The organism is Actinoplanes sp. L3-i22, assembly GCF_019704555.1.
In the GTDB taxonomy this organism is placed as follows: domain Bacteria; phylum Actinomycetota; class Actinomycetes; order Mycobacteriales; family Micromonosporaceae; genus Actinoplanes.
On record NZ_AP024745.1, the window covers coordinates 2830322 to 2854086 of the forward strand.

General features: G+C 69.7%; 20 protein-coding genes. 8 read left to right on the plus strand and 12 right to left on the minus strand.

Annotated features, from left to right (window positions below; translation table 11 throughout):
- Positions 1–191: 191 nt before the first annotated feature.
- The 3 genes from L3i22_RS12610 to L3i22_RS12620 all read left to right on the plus strand — a co-directional run bounded on the left by L3i22_RS12610 (position 192) and on the right by L3i22_RS12620 (position 3269).
- A complete protein-coding gene (locus tag L3i22_RS12610; RefSeq protein ID WP_221327148.1) occupies positions 192–1793 on the plus strand; it encodes an alpha/beta fold hydrolase in 1602 nt (533 codons plus the stop codon).
- A 106-nt stretch (positions 1794–1899) separates the two neighbouring features.
- Positions 1900–2241, plus strand: a complete 342-nt coding sequence (locus L3i22_RS12615) for a PadR family transcriptional regulator (protein WP_221327149.1) — start codon at positions 1900–1902, stop codon at positions 2239–2241.
- Entirely contained in the window at positions 2238–3269 is a 1032-nt protein-coding gene (locus tag L3i22_RS12620) for a hypothetical protein (protein ID WP_221327150.1), read from the plus strand. The genes L3i22_RS12615 and L3i22_RS12620 overlap by 4 nt, the downstream gene beginning before the upstream one ends.
- Before the next feature lie 48 nt (positions 3270–3317).
- Here L3i22_RS12620 and L3i22_RS12625 read toward each other — a convergent pair whose 3' ends face one another.
- Genes L3i22_RS12625 through L3i22_RS12640 form a run of 4 tightly spaced genes read right to left on the minus strand, consistent with a single transcriptional unit; the run spans position 3318 to position 6631 of the window.
- Positions 3318–4094, minus strand: a complete 777-nt coding sequence (locus L3i22_RS12625) for an ABC transporter ATP-binding protein (protein ID WP_221327151.1) — start codon at positions 4092–4094, stop codon at positions 3318–3320.
- A gap of 10 nt (positions 4095–4104) precedes the next feature.
- Entirely contained in the window at positions 4105–4881 is a 777-nt protein-coding gene (locus tag L3i22_RS12630; RefSeq protein WP_221327152.1) for an ABC transporter permease, read from the minus strand.
- Positions 4881–5666: an ABC transporter permease gene (locus L3i22_RS12635; RefSeq protein WP_221327153.1), complete on the minus strand. Its 786-nt coding sequence runs from the start codon at positions 5664–5666 to the stop codon at positions 4881–4883. Before L3i22_RS12635 ends, L3i22_RS12630 begins: the two co-directional genes overlap by 1 nt.
- A complete protein-coding gene (locus L3i22_RS12640) occupies positions 5663–6631 on the minus strand; it encodes an ABC transporter substrate-binding protein (RefSeq protein WP_221327154.1) in 969 nt (322 codons plus the stop codon). The genes L3i22_RS12635 and L3i22_RS12640 overlap by 4 nt, the downstream gene beginning before the upstream one ends.
- 101 nt (positions 6632–6732) lie before the next feature.
- Here L3i22_RS12640 and L3i22_RS12645 point away from each other — a divergent pair, with 101 nt between their 5' ends.
- Complete coding sequence (locus tag L3i22_RS12645; RefSeq protein WP_221327155.1) at positions 6733–7521, plus strand: IclR family transcriptional regulator C-terminal domain-containing protein; 789 nt, start codon at positions 6733–6735, stop codon at positions 7519–7521.
- A 165-nt stretch (positions 7522–7686) separates the two neighbouring features.
- Positions 7687–9078, plus strand: coding sequence for an OFA family MFS transporter (locus L3i22_RS12650; RefSeq protein ID WP_221329931.1), 1392 nt, complete (start codon positions 7687–7689; stop codon positions 9076–9078).
- A gap of 150 nt (positions 9079–9228) precedes the next feature.
- Here the strand turns inward: L3i22_RS12650 and L3i22_RS12655 are convergent, their stop codons facing one another.
- The 6 genes from L3i22_RS12655 to L3i22_RS12680 form a co-directional block, all read right to left on the minus strand.
- The gene (locus L3i22_RS12655; RefSeq protein ID WP_221327156.1) at positions 9229–9501 is read right to left on the minus strand and encodes a hypothetical protein; all 273 of its coding nucleotides are present in this window, start codon (positions 9499–9501) and stop codon (positions 9229–9231) included.
- A gap of 251 nt (positions 9502–9752) precedes the next feature.
- The gene (locus tag L3i22_RS12660) at positions 9753–12722 is read right to left on the minus strand and encodes a glycoside hydrolase family 38 C-terminal domain-containing protein (RefSeq protein ID WP_221327157.1); all 2970 of its coding nucleotides are present in this window, start codon (positions 12720–12722) and stop codon (positions 9753–9755) included.
- A gap of 2 nt (positions 12723–12724) precedes the next feature.
- Entirely contained in the window at positions 12725–13954 is a 1230-nt protein-coding gene (locus L3i22_RS12665; RefSeq protein ID WP_255658170.1) for a cellulase family glycosylhydrolase, read from the minus strand.
- Positions 13951–14760: a carbohydrate ABC transporter permease gene (locus L3i22_RS12670; RefSeq protein WP_221327158.1), complete on the minus strand. Its 810-nt coding sequence runs from the start codon at positions 14758–14760 to the stop codon at positions 13951–13953. Before L3i22_RS12670 ends, L3i22_RS12665 begins: the two co-directional genes overlap by 4 nt.
- Positions 14757–15635 (minus strand): carbohydrate ABC transporter permease, encoded by an 879-nt coding sequence (locus L3i22_RS12675; RefSeq protein WP_221327159.1) that lies wholly within the window; start codon positions 15633–15635, stop codon positions 14757–14759. Before L3i22_RS12675 ends, L3i22_RS12670 begins: the two co-directional genes overlap by 4 nt.
- 62 nt (positions 15636–15697) lie before the next feature.
- A complete protein-coding gene (locus tag L3i22_RS12680) occupies positions 15698–16963 on the minus strand; it encodes an ABC transporter substrate-binding protein (RefSeq protein WP_221327160.1) in 1266 nt (421 codons plus the stop codon).
- A 154-nt stretch (positions 16964–17117) separates the two neighbouring features.
- Here L3i22_RS12680 and L3i22_RS53445 point away from each other — a divergent pair, with 154 nt between their 5' ends.
- Entirely contained in the window at positions 17118–18323 is a 1206-nt protein-coding gene (locus L3i22_RS53445; RefSeq protein ID WP_255658171.1) for a LacI family DNA-binding transcriptional regulator, read from the plus strand.
- A gap of 505 nt (positions 18324–18828) precedes the next feature.
- On the opposite strand, the gene L3i22_RS12695 is transcribed toward L3i22_RS53445, so the two are convergent.
- Entirely contained in the window at positions 18829–20709 is a 1881-nt protein-coding gene (locus L3i22_RS12695; protein ID WP_255658172.1) for a Xaa-Pro dipeptidyl-peptidase, read from the minus strand.
- Between the two features lie 71 nt (positions 20710–20780).
- Here L3i22_RS12695 and L3i22_RS12700 point away from each other — a divergent pair, with 71 nt between their 5' ends.
- Positions 20781–22022: a glycosyltransferase family 4 protein gene (locus L3i22_RS12700; RefSeq protein ID WP_221327161.1), complete on the plus strand. Its 1242-nt coding sequence runs from the start codon at positions 20781–20783 to the stop codon at positions 22020–22022.
- On the opposite strand, the gene L3i22_RS12705 is transcribed toward L3i22_RS12700, so the two are convergent.
- Positions 21957–22325 carry a VOC family protein gene (locus tag L3i22_RS12705; protein ID WP_221327162.1) on the minus strand — a complete coding sequence of 123 codons (369 nt, stop codon included), beginning with the start codon at positions 22323–22325 and terminating at the stop codon, positions 21957–21959. The two genes, L3i22_RS12700 and L3i22_RS12705, sit on opposite strands and share 66 nt — an antisense overlap.
- 79 nt (positions 22326–22404) lie before the next feature.
- Here L3i22_RS12705 and L3i22_RS12710 point away from each other — a divergent pair, with 79 nt between their 5' ends.
- Positions 22405–23694: a VWA domain-containing protein gene (locus L3i22_RS12710; RefSeq protein ID WP_221327163.1), complete on the plus strand. Its 1290-nt coding sequence runs from the start codon at positions 22405–22407 to the stop codon at positions 23692–23694.
- Positions 23695–23765 lie beyond the last annotated feature (71 nt).

The following is a 23765-nucleotide window of genomic DNA, read 5'->3' on the forward strand; positions in this document are numbered from 1 at the left end:
GTCATGACATTTGTCATGGGCCCGCCCGTCATATCGTCAGGTACCTATATTTTGCCTTAGCCATCGTTTGATCCGTCCGGAAAATAGTCGCTCCGGATGTGGCGCATCTCGATGTGTGAATGACTAGTCTGCGAAAGATCGCCCGTGCGGCCCAAAGGCCGGCCGGGCGTCTCGACAACGGAAGGCAAGGGATGCGCAGAATCCTGGCGGCTACCGTCGCCGCCTCGGTCGGCCTGCTCGTCGGCGCGGGCACGATCCCGGTCGCCGCGGCGGCCCATGCGAAACATGACAACTCCGGCTACACGCCACCGGCCATCGACTGGGGCACCTGCACCCGGGCCAGCCTGAAGGCCCGCAACGCCCAGTGCGGTTTCCTGGTCGTCCCGCTGGACTACGCGAAGCCGGGCGGCACCAAGATCAAGGTCGCGGTGTCCCGGATCAACCACAAGTCCACCGCCGACAAGTACCAGGGCGTCATGCTGACCAACCCGGGCGGCCCGGGCGGTTCCGGCCTCGGCCTGCCGGTGATCGGCGAGACCGTGCCGAACGGCGCCGGCGACTTCTACGACTGGATCGGCTTCGACCCGCGCGGCGTCGGCTCCAGCGTGCCGGCGCTCTCCTGCGACGTCGACTACGCCGGCTACAACCGGCCGTACTACGTGCCGGTCACCAAATCGCTGGAGAAGACCTGGCTGAAGAAGGCCACCGACTATTCCAAGAAGTGCGACAAGGCCGGCGGCGCGCTGCTCGACCACGTCAAGACCACCGACTCGGTGGCCGACATGGAGAGCCTGCGCAAGGCCCTGGGCGCGAAGCAGATCAACTACTACGGCTTCTCGTACGGGACGTATCTCGGTCAGGTCTACGCCACGCTGCACCCGGACAAGATCCGCCGGGCGATCTTCGACGGCGTGGTCGACCCGCGGCGCGTCTGGTACGACGCGAACCTGGACCAGGACATCCAGTTCGACAAGAACATGGACGTCTACTTCGGCTGGGTCGCCAAGTACGACGCGATCTACCACCTCGGCACCACGGCCAAGGCGGTCAAGGCGAAGTACTACGCGGTGCTGAAGTCGCTGCGGACCGCTCCGGCGGCCGGCAAGATCGGCCCCGACGAGTGGAACGACATCTTCGTCTCGGCCGGCTACTACGTCTACGGCTGGCAGGACGTCGCCGACGCGTTCTCCGCGTGGGTGAACGAGAAGGACGCCACGCTGCTGCTGGCGAACTACGCCGAGCCGGGTGCCGTGGGCGCCGACAACAACTACGCGATGTACCTGGCCACCCAGTGCAGCGACGTGCAGTGGCCGACCAACTGGTCCAAGTGGCAGCGGGACAACTGGAAGATCTACGCCAAGTACCCGTTCATCACCTGGAACAACGCCTGGTACAACGCGCCCTGCCTGAACTGGGGCACCAAGCCGGGCAAGCCGGTCCAGATCAACGGCTCGAAGGCGCCCGGGTTCCTGCTGATCAGCGAGACGCAGGACGCGGCGACGCCGTACGCCGGTTCGATCGAGGTCCGTAAGCGCTTCCCGCGCTCGGTCCTGATCGAGGGCGTCGGCGGCACTACGCACGCCGGCTCGCTCAGCGGCGTGGCCTGCACCGACGACACGATCGCGAACTACCTGGCGACCGGCGCCCTGCCCAAGCGGGTCAACGGCAACCGGTCCGACAAGCAGTGTGCTCCGGTTCCGCAGCCGGACCCGACCGCGGTGAGCACCCTGAGCCGGAAGATCGCCGCCGGCGACAGCGCCCGGGATGTCATCCGGGCCGCGGCCGCGCACTGATTTTCCACGGAGCGCGGGCCACGCCGGGGGATCGGCGTGGCCCGCTTTTCCGATCCATGTGACCTCGACGCGAAGATAACTTCGTGGCCGATATATAGTGGCGACCATGCCAGATCCCATGCGGGAACCGACGTTCCTGATCCTGACCGCCCTGGCCGACGAGCCCAGGCACGGCTACGGCCTGATCACCGAGGTCGACCGGCTGTCCGACGGGCGCGTCGCGCTGAAGCCGGGCACCCTCTACGGCGCGCTGGACCGGCTCGCCGACGACCGGCTGGTCGCCCGCGACCGGGAGGAGGTCGTCGACGGGCGGCTGCGCCGCTACTACCGGATCACCCCGGACGGGGAGCGCGCGCTGCGCGCCGAGACCGAGCGCATGCGCCGGCACGTCGAGGCGGCGACCGCGAAGTTGAACGGCCTCGGCCAGGCCGGGGTGAGTTGGGCATGAGTGACCTGACCACGGCGTACCGTCGGCTGCTCGTCGCCTATCCGGCCCGCTACCGGCGCGAGCGCGGGGACGAGCTGGTCGGCCTCTACCTGGAGATGGCCGGCGACCGGCGCCGTCCGCGCCCGGCCGACGCCGCCGACCTGATCCGCGGGGGCCTGCGGGAACGCCTACGCGTCGCCGGGCTGAGCGGCCTGTCCGACGGGCTGCCCGCGGCCGGGGTGATCGCGCTGGCCGCGCTCGGCGCGATCGCGGTCTACTACCTGGCCACCGTCGAGGTCCAGCACCTCTGGCCCTACTCGTTCAACGCGCCGATCGGCCCGTTCCGGACGCCGGCCGCCCTGGCCTACCTCGGCTGCCTGGTCGCGGTGCTGGCCTACGCCGCGTTCCCGGGCCGGGTCGCCCGCGCGGCCGGTGCCGGCGCGGTCCTGCTGCTCGGGGCGTTGCTGCTGGTCCGCGGGGCGATCGGGATGCCGGTGGTGACGATGCCGGCCTACCTGTTGATCCCGCTGTTCGCGCTGAGCGCCCTGGCCCTCGGCGCCCCGCGCGCGCCGTCCTGGCCGGTCCGGCTGACCCCGCTCGCCGTCACCGTCGCCGCGGTGCTGGTGGCCGCCGCTCATCTGCCGGCGCCGCTCGCCGGTGAGTCCGAGCCGGTCGGCACCATCTGGGAGACGTCGACCTGGGGCTACAGCTTCTGCTGCAGCTATCTGTCGCCGACCACGCTGGTCCTGCATCTGACCGCGCTGGCACTGCTGGCGATCGGCGTCGTGGTGGCGCTGTGGGACGCGTCCGACGGCCGGGCGCGGGGCGCGTGGACGCTGTTGCTCCTGCTCACCCCGATCGCGCTGATGGAGGCGATGCGGCTGTACCCGGTCGAGCCGTTCTTCACGGTCGCCTCCCGGCTGGCCGCCTCCAACGAACTGCAGGTCTGCATCGTCGGGCTGCTGGCCGCCGCGATCACCGGGGTGCTGCTGCCGCTGCTCTCCGGTCAGGCCATCCGCCTGTCCCGCCGGCGCCGGGTCCTGGACTGAAAAAAGGACGGCCCGGATCGAGGTCCGGGCCGTCCCCATGCCGTCGGGCTACTTGGCCGCGGCCTTCTTGGCCAGCTGGATCTGCTCGTAGACCCGGGTCCGCAGCTCGACGAACCGCGGATCCGCCCGGGTGTGCAGCTGGTCCCGCTCGGCGGGCAGGTCGACGACCAGTTCGTCCTGCACGACGGTCGGCGACGACGACAGCATCACCACGCGCCGGCCCAGGTAGACCGCCTCGTCGATGTCGTGCGTCACGAACAGCACGGTCACCTTGAGCCGCTGCCACAGCGCCCGGACCAGGTCCTCCAGATCGGCCCGGGTCTGCGCGTCGACGGCCGCGAACGGCTCGTCCATCAGCAGCGTCGACGGCTCGTAGGCGACCGCGCGGGCGATCGCCACCCGCTGCTGCATGCCGCCGGAGAGCTGCCACGGGTACGCGGACGCGGTGCCGCTGAGACCCACCGCGTCCAGGGCCGTGTCGACCAGCTCTTTACGGCGGGCCCGGTCCACCTTCTTCTGCTTGAGCGGCAACTCGACGTTGTCGCGCACGCTCATCCAGGGGAACAGGCTGCGCCCGTACTCCTGGAAGACCACCGCCATGCCCGGCGGCGGCCCGGTGACCGGGTTGCCGCCGACCTTGACCTCGCCGGAGGTCGGCGTGAGCAGACCGGAGATGCAGCGCAGCAGCGTGGTCTTGCCGCAGCCGGACGGCCCGACCAGGCAGACCAGGTCGCCGTTGTCGACGGTGAACGTGAGGTCGCGAAGCGCTTCGACTTCCCGGCTGCCGGAACTGTAGACCTTCCGCAGTCCTTTGACTTCAAGCATCGTGGCCCTCCTAACCGGCCCGGCGCTGCGCCGCGCGCAGCCCCTCGTACCACCGCAGCGCCCACCGTTCGGCGAGCCGGAACAACAGCGAGAGCGCGAAGCCGAGCAGGCCGAGCAGGATGATCCCGCTCCACATCTCCGGAATCGCGAAGCTGCGCTGGAACTGCACGATCGTGAAGCCGAGACCGTTGCTGGACGCGAACATCTCGCTGATCACCATCAGGATGATCGCGATCGAGAGCGCCTGGCGCAGCCCGGCCGCGATCTGCGGCGAGGCCGACGGCAGGATCACCCGGGTCAGCCGGGCGGTGCCGGTCACCCCGTAGGCGCGGGCGGTGTCCAGCACCACGCTGTCGGTCGCCCGCACGCCCTCCACCGTGTTGAGCAGGATCGGCCAGACGCAGCCGAACACGATCACGATCACCTTCATGCCGTCGCCGATCCCGGCGAACAGCATGATCACCGGCACCAGGACCGGCGGCGGGATGGCCCGGAAGAACTCCAGGACCGGTTCCAGGGTCGCGCGCAGCCGCCGGTTGAGACCGATCGCCACGCCGAGCCCGACCCCGATCAGGGCGGCCAGCAGGTAGCCCGCGAGCAGGCGGAGCAGGCTGGGCGCCACGTCGGCGCGCAGCCGATCGAGGGTCCAGGTGTCGCCGAACGCGGTCAGGATCGTGCGCAGCGGCGGCGAGTAGAAGCTCTCGCTGCCGCTGCTGAGGAAGAACCAGCCGGCGAACAGGACAAGCGGAAGAGCAACGACAAAACCAATTCGCTTCAGTACGGCCATCACAGGCTCACCTCGCCACGAACCGACTGGTGCCAGGCGAGCAGGCGGCGCTCGCCGGTACGAGTCAGCAGGTTGATGACCACACCCAGGGCGCCGGTCACCACGATCAGCGCGTACATGGTGGCCACCGCGTCCGAGGCCTGCGCGGTCGCGATCTCCTTGCCCAGCCCGGGCGCGCCGATCACCAGCTCGGCGGTGATCGCCAGGACCAGGGCGACCGAGGCGGCCAGGCGGAACCCGGTGAAGACGTAGGGGAGCGCGGTCGGCCACAGGACGTAGCGCACCCGGCCCCACGCGGAGAACCGGTAGCTGCGCGCGGTCTCCTCGGCGACCGGGTCGACGTCCGCGACGCCGTACAGGACCTGGACCAGGACCTGCCAGAACGAGGCGTAGCAGACCAGCAGCAGGGTCGAGCCCAGCTCGGTGCCGTAGAGCAGCACGGCGAGCGGGATCAGCGCCACCGACGGGATCGGCCGCAGGAACTCCACGGTCGAGGCGGTCAGCTCGCGCAGCACCGGCACCGAGCCGATCACCAGCCCGGCGACGACCCCGGCGACCACCGCGATCAGCAGGCCGACGGCCCACGCGTAGAGCGTGTCGCCGAGCGACTGCCAGAACACCGCGGTGCCCACCTCGTCGGCGAGCGCGGCCGCGATCCGGCTGGTGGGCGGCAGGAACCGCTCGTTCACCAGGCCGAGCCGCGGCACCAGTTCGAGAATGAGAAGCAACCCGGCCAGCCCGGCGAAGCCGAGCAGAACCGGGTTGCCACGGCGAGCGGATGTCACGGCAGCAGCTTGCCCAGGTCCGGAGCGCTGCTGAAGATGCCGTCCTGGGTGCCGAGGTCGGCGACCTTCTGCACGGACGCCTTGTTGATCTCGATGGGCCACTTCGGCAGGATCACGGCGGCGCGCGTCTTGTCGTCGATCTTCGTGTAGGTGGTCAGGATCTGCCGCACCTCGTCCGGGTGCCCGTCGGCGTACGTCAGCGACTCGTTGATCGCGTCGGTGAAGCGCTTGACCAGGTCGGGGTTGTCGGCGATCAGCTTCTGCGAGGTGAAGTACGCCGCGATGGTCAGCTTCGGGTCGATGTCCACGAAGGTCGAGGCGATCTCCGTGCCACCGGCCGCCTTGATCGCGGAGAGCTGCGGCTCGACGACCCACGCGGAGTCGATGTCGCCCTTCTCCAGCGCGGCCTGCATGTTCGGGAACGGCATCTCGACGAAGTTGACCTTCTTGTCGTCGCCGCCGGCCAGGCGCACCGAGTTGCGGGTCGCGGTGTCACCGATGTTCTTCAGGGTGTTGACCGAGACCTTCTTGCCGACCAGGTCCTTGGCGGTCTTGATCGGGCTGCCGGCCTTGACCACGAGCGCGCCGAAGTCCTTCTTCTGCTCGCCGGTCGTCGAGACGCCGGCCGCGATCGCCTTGATCGGCACGTTCTTGGTCTGCGCGATCATCAGCGAGGTCAGGTTGGAGAACCCGAACTGGAACTGGTTGCTGACCACGCCGGGCACGATCGCCGCGCCGCCCTGACCGGCTTCGAGCTTGAGCTCGATGTTCCGGGTCTTGAAGAAGCCCTTCGACTGGCCCAGGTAGATCGGGGCGACGTCGATGATCGGGATGACACCGACCGTGACGTTGTCCACCCCGCCGGACGAGGTGCCGGAGCCGCCTGAGTCCTTATCCGAGCCGCAGGCCGCGACCGTGCTGGCAACCATCGCCAGCGCCAGGCCTGCGATCAAACGCCGCCGCATATCTATTCCTCCGTAAATCTGTGCGCATAACGAACGGAAGTTCTCAGAGAGAACGCTAAGATGTGGCTCGTGTCACGTCAACGATTTAGATCGATCATCCGATGACGCGGGAACCGTACTACGTTCAGTCGCTGGAGCGAGGACTGGCGGTGATCCGTGCATTTGACGCGGAACACCGCGAACTGACCCTCAGCGACGTCGCCCGGCAGTGCGGTCTGACCCGTGCCGCGGCCCGCCGGTTCCTGCTCACGCTGACCGATCTCGGCTACGTCCGGAGCGACGGCCGGCTGTTCTCGCTGACCCCCCGGGTGCTGGAGCTGGGGTATGCGTTCCTCGGCGGCCTGACCCTGCCCGAGGTGGCCGAACCGCACATGGAACGCCTGGTCGCCGAGGTGCGCGAATCGTGCTCGCTGTCCGTTCTCGACGGTGCCGACATCGTCTACGTGAGCCGGGTGCCGACCAGCCGGATCATGCGCGTGGCGATCAACGTGGGGACCCGGTTCCCGGCGTACGCGACGTCGATGGGCCGGGTGCTGCTGGCCGCGCTGCCGGCCGCGGAACTGGACGCATACCTGGAGCGGGCCAAGCTGGAGCCGCTCACCGACCGGACCATCTGCGCGCCCGAGCCGCTGCGGGCCGAGTTGCGGCGGGTCCGGGCGGACGGGCACTCGATCGTCGACCAGGAGCTGGAGGAGGGGTTGCGGGCGATCGCCGCGCCGATCCGGGACCGGTCCGGGGCGGCGGCCGGCGCGCTGAACATCTCCGTGCACGCGGCCCGGGCGACCGTCGACACGATCCGGGAACGCCTGCTCCCGCCGCTGCTGACCGCGGTCGCGGCGATCGAGGCGGACCTGCGGATCGCGGCGCCGCGACGTCCCGGGCAGCCGTGAGAGAGCGCTCTCGACGGGAGATATTCACAGGTGTGGTTTTCGCCACTCACGTCCGTACCGTGGACCGATTTTGATCTGTTTCTTGAAGTTTGACGCGTGGATAGTTGCACTGCGGATCGAAACCGTTCGATGATGAGCGCCTGAGGGGAGGCGTCAAAAATGTCCCTGTTATCCGCGCTCGATCACAAACACACCGTGGCACCCGAAGGTTACAGCCGGTGGCTGATCCCGCCGGCCGCGCTCGCCGTGCACCTCTGCATCGGCCAGGTGTACGCGACAAGCGTCTACAAGAACTCGTTCATCGCCCACTTCGACAGCAGCCAGACGTCGATCGGCATCATCTTCAGCATCGCGATCGTGATGCTCGGCCTGTCCGCCGCCGTCGGCGGCACCTGGGTGGAGCGGAACGGGCCGCGCAAGGCGATGTTCGTCTCCGCCTGCTTCTGGGCGGCCGGCTTCCTGGTCAGCGCGCTCGGCATCGGCACCGGCCAGCTGTGGCTGGTCTATCTGGGGTACGGCGTGCTCGGCGGCATCGGCCTCGGCATCGGCTACATCTCGCCGGTCTCCACGCTGATCAAATGGTTCCCGGACCGGCCCGGCCTGGCCACCGGCCTGGCGATCATGGGCTTCGGCGGCGGCGCGCTGATCGCCAGCCCGGCCTCCCGGCAACTGCTGTCCTACTACGACGCCGACTACGACCCGAGCGTGTCGACGTCGGTCGCCGACGGTCACGCCCTGGTGCTGCTCTTCCTCACGCTGGGTATCGGCTACTTCCTGATCATGATGTTCGGGGTCGCCAACATCCGGGTGCCCGCGCCCGGCTGGCGCCCCGCGGGCTGGGACCCCAGCACGGTCAAGGCGAAGTCGCTGGTCACCACGGCCAGCGTGTCCGCCGGGAACGCGATCAAGAGCCGCTCGTTCTGGCTGCTCTGGATCGTGCTGTTCTGCAACGTGACGGCCGGCATCGGCATCCTCGAACAGGCCAGCCCGATGATCCAGGACTTCTTCCGGGAGGACGGCGTCTCCGCGGTCGCGGTCGCCGCCGCCGGTGGCTTCGTCGGCGTGCTGTCGCTGTTCAACATGGCCGGCCGGTTCGCCTGGTCGTCGACGTCCGACCTGATCGGCCGCAAGCCCATCTACATGGTGTACCTCGGCGTCGGCATGGTGCTGTATCTCCTGCTGGCCACCGTCGGCGACTCGTCGATCCCGCTGTTCGTCCTGCTGGCCGGCGTGATCCTGTCGTTCTACGGCGGCGGGTTCGCCACGGTCCCGGCCTACCTGCGGGACCTGTTCGGGACGTACCAGGTCGGCGCCATCCACGGCCGCCTGCTCACCGCCTGGTCCGCCGCCGGCGTCGCCGGGCCGCTGATCGTCAACGGCTTCCTGGACGCCCAGGGCAAACCCGGCACCCTGACGTCGTCGGCCTACCAGCCGGCCCTGCTCACCATGGTCGGCGTCCTGGCCGTCGGGTTCATCGCCAACCTGCTGATCCGCCCGGTCGCGCCCGTCCTGCACGAGCCGGCCGCACCCGTCGCCGAGAAGGAGGTGGCGGCATGAGCGTCCGCCTGGCCGTGTCCTGGCTCCTGGTAGCCGTCCTCCTGGGCTACGGCATCATCCAAACCGTGATCACCGCCGCCAAGCTCTTCTGACCTGGAAGTTTGCGTACCCTGCAAGCTAACGTGCAGGGTACGCAAACATCGTGTGCCGCTAGACTTCGGCGGCCTGATCGTCGGTGATCGCCGGATCCTCGCCCGGGAGCGCCGACGGTGCTTGACCGCGCAGCAGAGTCCCGGCTGAGCCGATCATGCCGAGCCAGATGGCGGCCGGAAACAGGGCACCCGCCCTGAGCACGGAGACCCGTCCTTTGTCGTCGAGGTTCGGGGCGGCGCCGGTTCGTGCGCAGAATCTCAACCAGACACCGAGCGCCACGACGGGTGCGTAGACGGTCGCCACCACAACCGTGAGGGCCAGCGCAGCCAAAGCCATATGACATTCCCTTCCGTCTCGTCGTCGGCGTTGTGCCGGCGAGCCCCGTGACTGACCTGGCAAATGGCAGAGTGCTGCCTTGCCTGGACTCGTCGCGGTGACGATGGCAATGCGATGTGCTCGGCTAGCTCATGTGCGGGCTCCCCTGAAGCTGTGAACACAGTGGACTGGCGTGGCCGATGCTATCCGGCCGATAGATGCGCGGCCAAGGCTCCGGCGGGAGTGACCCGCCGGGCCCTGGCGTTTCAGCGGGTGAGGCGGAGGGTTCGGACTTCGAAGGGGGTCAGGTGGAGGGGGATTGCGGAATCGGTCAGCGGGAGGGGCTCGCCCTCGGGGTGCTCCAGCAAGGTGGCCGGGTGGGCCCCGGTGAACTCGGTGTGTAGGTGGAGGGTGCCGGTGGCGCGGCGGCCCTGGGACTCGTAGAGGCGGACGATCACGTCGCCGGAGTGGTCGTCGGCGAGCTTGATCGACGAGATCAGGAGGCCCTCGCCGGTGAGGGAGACCAGCGGGTCGAAGCCGTGGGCGCCCCGGACCACCCGCGGGGGGAGGTTCAGGGCCAGGCCGGCCTCGGTGGCCTCGGCTACCGAAGCGCCGATGACCAGGCCGTAGGAGCACGTCTGCCGGCCCTGGTCGGTCTCCGGGTCGGGGAAGCGCGGGGCGCGGAGCAGGGACAGGCGGACCGTGGTGGTGACTCCGGCGGACGGGTCCGAGTCGCGGGTGACGTCGTAGCCGTAGGTCGAGTCGGTGATCAGGGCGGCGCCGAAGCCGGGCTCCTCGACCAGCACGAAACGGTGCATGGACGCCTCGAACTTGGCCGCTTCCCAGCTGGTGTTCGTGTGGGTGACGCGCTTCTGGTAGCCGAACTGGGTCTCGGCGGCGACGTGCTCCGCCCGTACGTCGAAGGGGAATTTGACCTTGAGGAATTTCTCCGTCTCGTGCCAGTCGGTCTCCTGGTCGATGCGGAGCACGCGGCTGCCGGGGGCGAGGGTGAGCGTCTGGGTGATCCGGGACTTGCCGAACGCGCGCACGATCGTGACCGAATTGTCCGTGCGGGTCAGGGATTCGACGGCGCGGAGATCGGTGACGCGGTTGCGGTAGAAGCGGTCGACGTCCCAGGCGTCCCACATGTTCGGGAAGTCCTGGTGGAGTTGGAGGAGGTTCCCCTCCTGACCGGAAGCGATCACATCCCGGCCGGTCGCCAGGTCGATCGCCGAGGTGATCAGGCCCTCGTCGGAGATCGTCACCGACACGAGGTCATTCGATAGGATATTTCCGGAAAAAGGGGCAGTATCCACAACGGCCGCCACGCCGGCCCCTAGAGCCGCCACGCCGTCCCGCGCGAACGGCGCCGGGTTCAGCGTGATCTCCAAGGCGCCGGCGCCGGCGAGCGCGGAGCAGGCGGCGTCGATCAAGGCCGAAGCCGCGGAGCAGATCTCGGCGTACGCCGCCACCGCCTCCCGATGCACCCAGGCGATCGACGTCCCCGGCAGGATGTCGTGGAACTGATGCAGCAGCACCTGCTGCCACAGCCGGTCGATCTCCTCGTACGGATACGGCACCCCGGCCCGCACCGCCGCGGTCGCCGCCCACAACTCCGCCTCGATGAGCAGGTGCTCGCTGCGCCGGTTCCCCTGCTTTGTCCGATGTTGACTGGTCAGCGTCGCCCGGTGCAGTTCGAGGTAGAGCTCGCCGACCCACACCGGCGGGTGCGGCATCTCGGCGCGCGCCTTGTCGAAGAAGTCGTTCGGGTGCTCCCATTCGACCGTCGGGCTGCCCTCGAGGTTCCGCAGTCGCGCGGCCCGCCCGGTCATCTCCCGGGTGGTGCCGCCACCGCCGTCGCCCCAGCCGACCGGCGCGAGCGAGTGCGACGCGACCCGGCTCTCCCGGAACTGGTTGGTGGCCTTGGCCAGCTCGGCGCCGGAGAGCTGCGAGTTGTAGGTGTCCATCGGCGGGAAGTGGGTGAAGATCCGCGACCCGTCGATGCCCTCCCAGAGGAACGTGTGGTGCGGAAACTTGTTCACCTGGTTCCAGGAGATCTTCTGCGTGAAGAACCACTGGAACCCGGCCCGCCGGATCAGCTGGGGCAGCGCGGGGGAGTAGCCGAAGCTGTCCGGCAGCCACACCCCCTGGCTCTCCACGCCGAACTCCTCGCGGAAGAAGCGCTGTCCGTAAGTGAACTGCCGGACCAGCGCCTCCCCGGTCGGCATGACCGTGTCGCTCTCCACCCACATGCCGCCGAGCGGGATGAAACGCCCGTCCTTGACCGCCTTGCGGACGCGCTCCCAGACCTCGGGGCGGTGCTCCTTGAGCCAGGCGTACTGCTGGGCGCTGGACATCCCGTACCGGAAATCGGGGTCGATCTCCATCAACTCGGTCATGCCGGCGGCCGTCCGGGCCACCTTGCGGATCGTCTCCCGGACCGGCCAGAGCCAGGCCGAGTCGATGTGCGCGTGACCGATCGCGGACACGTGGTGGGCGCTGTGCTCGGCCGGCGCGGCGAGGACGTCCACGAGAGCTGAGCGGGCGTCAGCGGCGGTGCCGGAAATGTCCTGCAGATCCAGCGCGTCCAGGGCGTCGTCGAGAGCCTGCAGGATCCGCATCCGCCGCGGCGCCGTGGCCGGGAGCACGGCCTGCAGCTCCAGCAGCACCTCGATGTCCAGCGCCAGCTCGTAGACCGGCTCGTCGAAGAGCGCGAGATCCATCCGGCGGGTCGTGTACAGCGGCCGCGTCGACGACGTCTGGATGTCGCCTTCCTGGGTCGGCAGGAAGGGGTGGTAGTCGAGGAGCACCGGGTTCGCGGCGGCTTCCAGATAAAGGTCGATATCGTCAGAAGTGACGGGAATCCACTGGTTGCGCGGATTGATCGACTTCACCGGCGTGCCGTCGGGCCGGTAGACCAGCGCCTCGCACTGGAACCCGGGCATGTTGACGTCGAACCCGAGGTCGACCACGACCTCCGCACGCCGTCCCTGCCACTCTGGCGGCACCGAACCGCGCAGCCGGAACCAGGTGGTGTTCCACGCCGGCCCCCACGGCGTGCCGACGGCATAGGGGGCGAACTCCAGGCCCAAGCCCTCGGCCACCGGGATCGGTTCACCGGGAAGAGCATGGAAAGACACTTCCAGAGGTACGGCGTCGGTGTGGATCGCCGGCCGGACACGCTCGGTCAGGACGCGGGTCGCGCGCCCGACGGTGAGCGGGATGTCGTCGTGCATGGTCAGTGCCCTTCCTTGAGGACGGTGATGCCGCGCGCGGCGAGCAGGGCGGAGTCACCGATCGTGGACCTGCGGACGATCTGCGGGCCGGGGCCGTCGCCGGCCAGTTCGAGCCAGGTCCGGTAGAACCCGCGGGTGGGGCCGGCGGCGGCCCGGTAGCCGGGCACCGTGTCATCCAGGACGAGGGCGACCGGCTGCTGTTCCGGCACCGGCTTCCGCAGATCGGCGATCGTCTCGGCGAACCGGATCCCGGTCGGCTTGACCCTGCCGGAGCTGGTGATCAGGCCCAGGTCGTACTCCAGCTCGGGGAAGTCGAGCAGGTCCCGGGAGACGTCGTGGGAGCACCACCAGGTGATGCCGGACAGTTCGGGGATGCGGGCGACGTGGCGCAGGGTGGCCTCCAGGAAGTCCGCGGCATCCGGCTCGCTGACCACATTCGTCGGTGCGCCGACCTCCTGCAACCACACCGGGCGCGCCGGGTCGGAGTGCCAGGCGGCGGCGAGGCGGCACAGGTACTCGGCGTGCCGGACCGAGCCGGCGCCGAGACCGCCGTACGCCTGCGCCGCCCCGTTGAACACCCAGGAGTGCACGACCGTCTGGTCGCCGTGCGCGACCGCGTGCGCGGGGCCGAACGGCTGGGTGTCGTCGTACCAGGCGGCGTCGTACATGGCGTGGGTGACCAGCGTCGACGGCCGGACCTCGGCCCGCACCGCGTCGGTCAGCCGGGCCAGCCACACCCCGGCGCCCTCCTCGGTGACCGGGTGCGGGAACGGGTGCGGCGCCGCGGCGAACTGGTTGACCTCGTTGCCCAGGGTCACGCCGAGCAGGTTCGGCCGGTCGGCGACCGCGGCGGCGAGCGCCCGCAGGTAGTCGGCGGTCGAAGCGAGCACGTCCGGGTCGGTGAACATGTTCCGGCGGTGCCAGCTGGACAGCCAGGCCGGCACGAAGTCGAAGCTGGACAGGTGACCCTGTAGCCCGTCGACGTTGACGTCCAGGCCACGGTCGGCGGCGAGGTCCACGACGGTGACCACGTCGGCCAGCGCGCGCGGGCGGATCAGGCCCCGGTTCGGCTGGACGTGCGGCCAGAGCGGCATCAGCCGGATGTGGTCGACGCCGAGCGCGGCGATCGCCTCGAGATCCCGGCGGACCGCGGCCGGGTCGAAGTCCAGCCAGGAGTGGAACCAGCCGGCCGACGGGGTGTAGTTGACGCCGAAACGCATCGGGTGGGTCATCCTTTCACGCCGCCTTCTTCGACACCTTTGAAGAAGTAGCGTTGTAGTGCGCTGAACAGGATCGCGATCGGGATGAAGGCGATCATCGTGCCGGCCGCGATCAGGCGCTGGTCCTGGGTGAACGTGCCGGACAGGTACTGCAGGCCGACCGTCAGCGTGTACTTCTCCGGTGAGGTCAGCACGATCAGCGGCCAGAGGAAGTCGTCCCAGGCCGCGATGAACGCGAAGATCGCGACGACCGCCAGGGTGCCGCGGACGGCCGGGAGCGAGACGCGCAGCAGCCGTTGCGGGACGGTCGCGCCGTCGACGATCGCGGCCTCGTCGAGCTCCCGCGGCAGGGCCCGGAACGCGTTGTACATCAGCAGCACGTTCAGCGCGGCGACCATGCCGGGCAGGGCGACCCCGACCAGGGTGTCGGCCAGGCCGAAGTCGCGGACCGTGACGTACTGCGAGACGATCGTGACCTCGCCGGGCAGGACCAGCGTGGACAGGAACAGCCCGAGGACCAGGCCGCGGCCGCGGAAGCGCAGGCGGGCGATCGCGTACCCGGCGGTGGTGGCGAACAGGATGTTGCCGCCGACCGTCAGCGCCGCCACCACCAGCGAGTTGCCGATGTAGCGCCAGACCGGGATGGCGTCGGCCACCTTCGCGTAGTTGTTCAGCGTCGGCTGGTGCGGGACGAAGCTGGGCGTGGTGGTGTAGATGTCCTCGCCGGCGCCCTTGAGCGAGGTGGACAGCTCCCACAGGAACGGGCCGACGGTGATCGCCAGGACCAGGATCAGCAGCAGATAGCGCAGCGTCTTCATCGCTCGCTCCGGAGGTTCAGCCGGGCCAGCACGATCATCGGGATCAGCGTGACCACGAAGAGCAGCACGCTCAGCGCCGACGCGTAGCCGAAGTCGCCGTAGAAGCCGCCCGCGTACTGCTGGATCAGCATCACCAGCGACTGGTCCTTGCCGCCCGGGCCGCCCTTGCCGCCGGTCAGGATGTAGAGCTCGGAGAAGACCCGCAGCGCTGCCACACTCACCAGAATCGAAACCAGAAACATCGTTCCCCGTACGCCGGGGACGGTCACGGTCAGGAAGCGCCGCACCGCGCCGGCGCCGTCGATCGCCGCGGCCTCGTGCAGGTCCTTGCGCACGTTCCCGAGCGCGGCCAGGTAGACGATCATGTAGTAGCCGAGCCCCTTCCAGACGGTCAGGCTGATCGCGCTGATCAGCAGCAGCCACCGGTCGGTCAGGAACGGCACCGGCTCGGTGATCAGGTGCAGGTGCCGGGCCAGGTTGTTGATCAGGCCGCGGTCGTCGAGCAGCCAGGTCCAGATCAGGCCGACGACCACGGCGCTGGCGATGACCGGGACGTAGAACGCGGTCCGGAAGAACGCGATGCCCGGCAGCTTCTTCTCCACCAGCACCGCGAGCAGCAGCGGCAGGATCGTCAGCAGCGGCAGGCAGATCGCCATGTAGATCACGCTGTTCAGCAGGGCGGTCCGGACGTCGCCGTCGTGCAGCATGTCGGTGTAGTTGCGGAGGCCGACGAAGTCGACGTCCCCGCCGAGCGGCTTGGCGTCGGTGAACGACAGCCGCAGCGTGTTGATCGAGGGCCAGACGCTGAACACCAGCAGCCAGGCCAGCGCCGGGAGAACGAGCACCCACGGCGTGAACCATCGTTGAGTCTTCACGGGTTCCCCTCGGAGGGTGGCGGCCGGAAGGAACACGGGGGGCCTCCGGCCGCCACCTGCTTCTACTGCCGGCTCAGCATCTGGTTCATCTTGGCGACCGCGTCGTCGAGCGCCTTCTTGCCGCTCTCGTCGCCCTTCACGGCCAACGCGATCTGCTGGTCCAGCAACTTCTGCATGTCCGAGTTGACCTCGTACGGAATAAGGTTCTTGGCGTCCTTGAGCTCGCCGAAGGCGAGTGCCCGGGCCTTGCCCGCCGGCGTGCCGTCGTCCTTGCCGAAGTAGCTGTCGGAGGCCGAGGAAATGGTCGACGGGAAGATGTTGACCAGGTGGCCGAACTTGTTCTGGTTGTCGGCGTTGGTGATCCACTCGGCGAACGCCTTGGCGGTGGCGGGGTATTTGCTCTTGGCCGAGACGCTGACGCCCTGCACGTAGAGCGGCGGGGTGTCGAGCGCCTTGCTGACCGTGACCTGGCCCTTCAGGCTCGGGTTGTCCCGCTCGAAGTCGGCCAGCCCGGTCGCGCCGCCGGTGGTCCAGGCGACCTTGCCCTGCGTGAACAGCTTCGAGTTGCCCTGGTAGTCGCTGTTCAGCACGCTCGGCGGCAGGTAGCCCTTGGCGTACGCGTCCTTGTACTGGTCGACCAGCGCGGCGGCCTGATCGGTGTTGAAGACGAACTGCTTGCCGTCATCGCTGATGATCTTGATGCCGGCCCGGACGAAGTCCGAGACGTCCGGCTTGCGGCTCATCAGGAAGTTGTCCGGGCACTTCGCCTTCATCGTCGCGGCCTGGGTGAACAGCTCCTGGGTGGTGGCCGGCGGGGTGTTCGCGTCCAGCCCGCAGTCCTTGAACTGCTTGACGTTCCAGTAGTCCAGATCGGTGTTGAGGTACCACGGATACCCGAAAACCCCAGCAACCCCATTGAATTTGTACGCGTCGATCCCGCCCTGCACGTACGTCTTGCTCAGGTCGTTGTCCTTGCTGACATCGACGAGCAGTTTCTGCTTGGCCAGCGGGAGGGCGAAGTCGGGCGGCAGGTTGATCACGTCGGGCAGCGTGTTCGAGGAGGCCTGCGCGAGCACCTTCGCCGAGTAGCCGTCGCCCGGCTGGTCGAGCAGCTTGACGCTGGTGCCCGGGTACTTCGCCGTGAAGCCGGCGATGACCTCGTTCAGGTAGTCGGTGAACTTCGGCGTCAGCGCCCAGGTCTGCAGGGTGATGCTGCCGGTGATCTTGTCGCTGGTACCGCTCGTGTCGCTCTTCGCGTCGCCGCAGGCCGCGGTGGTGAGGGCCAGTGCCAGAGCCGCGGCGGCGGCCGTCAGGTTTCGGATTCGCATGGTTCAGCTCCTGTGCCATCGATCGGCGTCGACCAGGAAACGTCGGCGAAACATCATCGTGGAGAACTAAAGCGCTATAGTCAACGCTCGAGTTGATTCGGGTTTCCGCGCTGTTCTGCTGGCTAAAACGCTATAGCGGGAGTACTGTGCCGCCGTGAGTAACAGGCCCACCATCGCGGACATCGCCAAGCGCGTCGGGGTGTCGCCGGGTGCCGTCTCGTTCGCCCTCAACGGCCGGCCCGGCGTCAGCGAGCAGACCCGCGCGCGGATCCTCGAGGTCGCCCGCGAGATGAACTGGCGGCCGCACCGCGCGGCCCGGGCCCTCGGCGGCGCGCAGGCCGGCGTCGTCGGGCTGGTGCTCGCCCGTGACCCGCGCACGCTGGGCTCCGAGCAGTTCTACACCCAGATTTTGTACGGCATGCAGGACGTCCTCTCCGCCCGGTCGTCGGCCGTGCAGATCCAGATCGTCCGGGACACCGCCGCCGAGATCGACCTCTACCGCCACTGGGCCGCCGAGCACCGCGTCGACGGCCTGGTCCTGGTCGACCTGCAGCTCGACGACCCGCGCATCGCCGTCGTGCGCGAGCTCGGCCTGCCCGCGGTCACCCTCGGCCTACCCGGCGACTCCGACGAGCCGGCCTTGCTCGGCGGCTCCGACCGGCCTGGCGACCCCGACCGGCCTGGCGACACCGAGCGGCCCGGCGGCTCCGAGCGGCCCGCGGGTTCCGACCGGGCCGGAGGTTCCGAGCGGCCCACGGGCTCCGAGCGGCCCGGCGGCTCCGAGCGGCCCGGGGGTTCCGAGCGGCCCGGCAAGTCCGGCCGGCTGCCCAGCGTCTGGGCCGACGACGCCGAGGCGATGACGACGATCGTGGACTACCTGGCCACGCTCGACCACCAGCGGATTGCGCACGTCGCCGGGCCGCCGGTCTACCAGCACACCGCCCGCCGCGCCGCCGCCCTCGACGAACAGGCCGCCGCGCGTGGCCTGCACGCCGAATCGGTGCCGACCGACTTCAGCGACGCCCAGGGCGCGGCCGCCACTCGGGCGCTGCTGTCCCGCGCCGACCGGCCGACCGCGATCATCTTCGACAGCGACCTGATGGCGGCCGCGGGACTCGGCGTCGCGCTGGAGATGGGCATCGAGGTGCCGCGCCAGCTGTCCCTGGTGTCCTTCGACGACTCGGTGCTGACCAGAATCGTGCACCCGGCGCTGACCTGCCTGTCCCGGGACACCTACGCCCTCGGCGCCCAGGTGGCGACCAGCCTGCTCGCGGCGATCGACAACCCGGCCTCCCGGGAGAGCATCCGCACCGAGACCCCGCGCCTGGTGGTCCGCGGAAGCACCGCCCGCCCGGCGTGACTGCCCGCCCGGCGTGACTGCCCGCCCGGCGTGACTGCCCGCCCGGCTCAATCGCCGGCTCGGCGTGGCTCGCCTGCAAAGCGTGACCCGCCTGCTTAGCGTGACGCGGCTGCTCAGCGTTGCTGTTGCTGGCCGCCCGGCGCGGCCGGGCCGGGGACGATCACGGCGGTGCGGCCGCGGGCAGGGGCCCACCCTCCGGGGGCCCCCATCCCTCGAGATCACCGTATCGAAGATGGTCATGATCGTGTCGGTGGCCTGTGGATAACCCTCTGGTGTGGACAACCGGCTCGGCGGGCTCGCCCGGGGTTAGGATTTTTGGACCGTGCCCACCCTCGGACGTCGCCCTTTCGGCGCTCGCGTTCTGGGCGCGCCAGCGCCCTGCGAGGGTCGGAAGGGTCCCCGCGGGAGCGACGATCAGTTATTGGCCGCAGCGTAGGAAATGAAGTTCTTGATCTTTATGAGGAGGGCGCCCGGCCGACATTCATCAGTCAGGCGCCCGCCCGGGTCAGGGGAGGAGCGGCTGGAAGTGGCGCGGGGCGAGCGGCGCCGGGATGGCCTTCGCGCTGGTGGTCGCGGCCGGGGCGAGTGCCGGGACGCGGCCGATCAGGGGCAGGGTGAGTGAGCTGCCGCGGAGGTCAAGCTGGATCGTCGCGCCGGTGGACTGCGGGGTGGAGTATTCGTTGTCGCTGGCCTGCAGGATCAGGCCGAGCGTGTGACCGGCGGCGATGCGCTGGTCGGTGGCCTGCAGCGGGACAGTGATCGAGTACCAGCGGTCCGGCCGCAGCGGCGTCACGAAGCGTAGCGAGACGTGGTGCGCGGCGTCCTGCCATCCGCGGGTGATGATCGCGTGGCCGCTCAGCTCGACATTTTCCGCGGTGTCGCGGTAACAGGCGTCGTCGGCCGCGGTCGAGGCGCCCCAGCAGGACTGGGTGTCCAGGGTCCGGATGCCCTCGCCGCCGCTGAGGTAGTCGATCCGCTCGGCGTCGCCGTAGTCGACCAGCCGCGCGGTCAGCTCGGTGGTCGGTTTGTCGACCTTGACGCGCAACGTCACGGACGGTGAGCCGGAGATCCGCACGCCCTGGGTGAGCGGCGCGGAGACGATCGCGACCCGGCCGGGGACGGCGGCGCCCGGGTCGGCGACCGCCTCGGCCTCGGTCAGGTCCGGGTTGTCCGCCCAGGTCAGCTGGCCGGCGCCGAGCGGGATCCGGGTCGGCCGCGCGTCCCTGGCCGGCCAGGTGCGCTCGTTGACCCAGGTGCCGGGGGCGGTCTCGATGGTCGCCTGCGGCTCGCGGTCGATGCCGTTGTGCAGTCCCTGCAGGTAGCGGTCGAACCACCGGTGCAGGGTGTCCACCCACGCGCCGCGCCGGATGTCGAACGGGTCGACGTGGCCCTCCTGGGAGAGCCAGATCTTTTTCGGTACGTCCAGCCGGGTCCACCACTTCGCGAACTGGTCGGTGGTCACGTTGGTGTCGTTGAGGCCGTGCACGACGAACACGCTGGCGTGCACCTTGCGCGCGTCCGGCCGGAAGTCCCGTTCGGCCCAGTAGGCGTTGTAGTTCCCGGTCGCGTCGTCGCTGCCCTGATCGAGGTCGGTCAGGACGTCGGCGCACGCCTCCGCGGGCCGCCCGCTGACGTAGGAGTGCAGGAACTCCGGGTAGTCCGGGGCGCGCAGCACGCCGTTGTAGCGCTGGTAGTCGTACCAGCTGGAGATGGCCGAGATCGGCACGATCGTCGCCAGGCCCTCGACGCCGGTCGCGGCGACCCCGTTGGCGACCGAACCGTCCCAGGATTTCCCGATCATTCCGGTACGGCCGTCGGTCCAGCCCGTCGCGACCGCCGGCGTCCCGTCCGCGTGCCGGGCCGGGGCCCGCCCGTTCAGCCAGTCGATCACCGCCTTGGCGCCGAGCACCTCCTCCCGGCCGCCGACGTCCATGCAGCCGGTGGAGCGGTTCGTGCCGGCCAGGTCGGCGGCGACGAACGCGTAGCCGCGGGGCACGAAGTAGTTGTCGTAGAAGAGCGGCTCCTTGGCGATGACGCCGTTCGCGTCGTACGTCTTCAGCTCGCTCTCGTTGCCCCGCCCGCAGCAGGAGTAGTACGGCGAGCCCTCCATGACCACCGGCACCCGGAGGTGTCGCGCGGCGGTCTCGCGCGGCCGGACGATGTCGACGGCGATCTCGTCGCGCTTGCCGTCACCGTCGTTGTCCAGCGGCGTCTGCACCCAGACGCTCTCCCGGATCGCGTTCTCGTAGGAGTAGACCGGCACGGTCTCCCCGTTGCGGATGTGCGGGACCCCGGTGGCCGCGGCCGGCGCGGCGGTGACGGCCAGGGTGGCACCGACCCCCGCGACGACGGCCAGCGCCAGCCTGCGCATTCGTGTCACTGACATTGATGCATCGTAATCACTCGATGTCCGGGCGGGCATCGGTGCTATTGACATCGGAAAATAGTTTGTGGGCGGTGAGAATCCGGTATCTGCTCCACAACGCGTACGCGGTCGGCGGCACCATCCGCACGGTCTTCAACCAGGCCGACGCGCTCTGCGCGAACCACGACGTCGAGATCGCCAGCGTGTACCGGACCGCCGAGGTCCCGATCCTCCCGCTCGACCCGCGGGTGCGGCTGGTCTCGCTGACCGATTGGCGGGACGACGGCGCGCGGTGGACCGACCCGGCCGGCACGAACTCCCGGTGGTGGCGCAAGACCCGGCGCCTGCGCAACCCGATGCCGCACGGGCAGGACGGCCGGTACCGGCGCTGGGACCCGCTGCTCGACCTCAAGGTGATCCGCTACCTGCGCGCCCAGCCGGACGGGGTGCTGGTCAGCACCCGGCCCGCGCTCAACCTGCTGTCCGCGTGGTGGGCGCCCCGCCGGCTGATCCGGATCGGCCAGGATCACATGAACTTCGGGAGCTATCGCCCCGCCGCGCGGGCCGCGATGGTCCGGGCGTACCCCCGGCTCGACGCGGTGGCGGTGCTGACACGTGCCGATCTCGCCGCCTACCGGGCGGCGCTCGGCGACGCGGTCCGGGTGGTCCGCGTGCCGAACGGCATTCCGCCCCGTGCGGATGTGCCCGGCGGCGAGCGGGCCCGGGTGGTGGTGGCCGCCGGCCGGCTCGTCGAGCAGAAGGGTTTCGACCTGCTGATCGAGGCGTTCGCGCCGGTCCGTGCCCGGCACCCGGACTGGGAGCTGCACATCTTCGGCACCGGTCCGCTGCGGGCCGACCTGGCCGCGCTGATCGAGCGGCACGGCCTCGGCGGCGCGGTCCGGTTGCGCGGGCTCAGCCGGACCCTCGACGCCGAGTTCGCCCGGGCCTCGATCTTCGCGCTCAGCTCCCGCAAGGAGGGCCTGCCGATGGTCCTGCTCGAAGCGATGAGCGCGAGCCTGCCGGTGGTGTCGTTCGACTGCCCGACCGGCCCGGCGGACGTCGTGGACGACGGTGTGAACGGCCTACTCGTGCCGGCCGAGGACGTCGCGGGTATGACCGCCGGTCTGAGCCGCCTGATCGAGGATGCCGCCGAGCGGGCCGCGATGGGCGCGGCCGCCGCCACCACCGCCGCCGACTACGAGATGCCGGTCATCGGAGCCCGGTGGGAGGAGCTGTTCACCGGCCTCCGTCACGTTCGTCCCGGGCGGTCACACCCGGCGCTGCTCCACCAGGCCGACCAGGTTGCCCTCGGAGTCGCGGACGAAGGCCTGTAGCTCCTGGGTGCCGGCCGGGCCGAGCGAGTCGTCCTGGTGCGTGAAGATCACGTGCGGTTCGGACTCCACCTTCGTGCCGGCCGCGCGCAGCCGCTCCACCGTCGCGTGCAGGTCGTCGACGAGGTAGTAGTGCAGGGCCGACGGCGCGGCCCGTTCGAGCAGCAGCCGCTGCCCGTCCAGGTCGAAGAAGACCAGGCCGGGCGGGTCGAAGGTGGCCGTCGGCGGGGTGCCGAGCAGGTCGGTGTAGAAGGCGGCGGCGCGGGACAGGTCGGCCGCGTGCTGGGCGATCTGTGCAGCTCTCATGCCGCCGGACCTTACCGCCGGGTGGCGGGTGCCTACTACGCTCGGCGCGCCTGTGGCACCTGGTAAAGGAGCGACCGCCGTGCACATCACCGCCCATCTCGACGTGGAGATGATCGCTGTCGAGACCGATGACCAGGTCTCGCTGATGATCGAGCTGAGTGCCCCGCCCGCGCCGGCCGACGGCGTGCGCGCGCCGAACACGTTGCAGGTCGTGCTGGACCGCAGCGGCTCGATGCACGGCGGCCGGCTCGACGGGGCGAAGACCGCGCTCGCCGCGCTCGTCGACCGGCTCGACCCACGGGACAACTTCGGGCTGGTGGTCTTCGACAACCGGGTGGACGTCCCGGTGCCGGCCGACCGGCTGACCGACAAGGCGGCGGCGAAGCGGGCCATCGCCGGGCTGCGCACCGGCGGCAACACCGATCTGTCCGGTGGCTACCTGCGCGGGCTGCAGGAGGCGCGGCGGGTGACCGGCGGGTCCGGGGCCACCGTGCTGCTGATCAGTGACGGGCACGCGAACGCCGGGGTCACCGATCCGGACGCGCTGTCCCGGGTGGCCGCCGAGGCGTACGCGCACGGCGTGACCACCTCGACGCTCGGCTTCGGTCTGGGCTACGACGAGCGGATCATGTCGGCGTTGGCCCGGGGCGGCTCCGGCAACGAGCATTTCGCCGAGGAGCCGGACACCGCGACGGCGCTGATCGCCGGCGAGGTCGAGGGACTGCTCGCGCAGACCGCGCAGGCCGCGTCGCTGCACGTACGGCTGACGCCCGCGGTGCGCGGGGTCCTGGTGGTCAACGAGCTGCCGTCGAACGCGGTCGGCGACGGGCTGCTGATCGAGCTCGGCGGCTTCTACGCCGAGGAGACCCGCAAGCTGGTGCTGACGTTCGACGTCCCGGCGGTGGCCGCGCTGGGCCTGACCGAGGTGGCGACGCTGACGTTCACCTACGTCGAGCTGCCGGCCCTGGTCCAGCACACGGTCACCGTCCCGGTGCACGTGAACGTGGTGCCCGGCGATCAGGCGGCCGGCCGGGTGCCGGATCCGGTGGTCCGGACCGAGCTGGTCTACCTGCGCGCCCAGCAGGCCAAGCGGCGCGCCTCCGACCTGCTCAACAAGGGTGACTCGGCGGCGGCGCTGCGGGAGATCCGGCAGGCCCGGCAGGACATCGCGGACGCCCGGGACGACGCGCCCGAGTCGCTGGCGGCGGACCTGGCCGAGGAGGCGGCGACGCTGGACTACCTGGAGCGGGAGACCGAGCACGGATCCGCGTCGCGGGCCGGGAAGTACATGTCGGCCAGCTCGCAGCGCCGGTTGCAGAAGCGCGGCCGCAAGGACTCCGGCTCACCGTTGGACGAGGGCGAGAAATAGAGACATATGTCATCGTATATGCGTGCAACGCGCCGGAAACCGCTGGTCAACCGGCCGGAAACCGGAGTGAC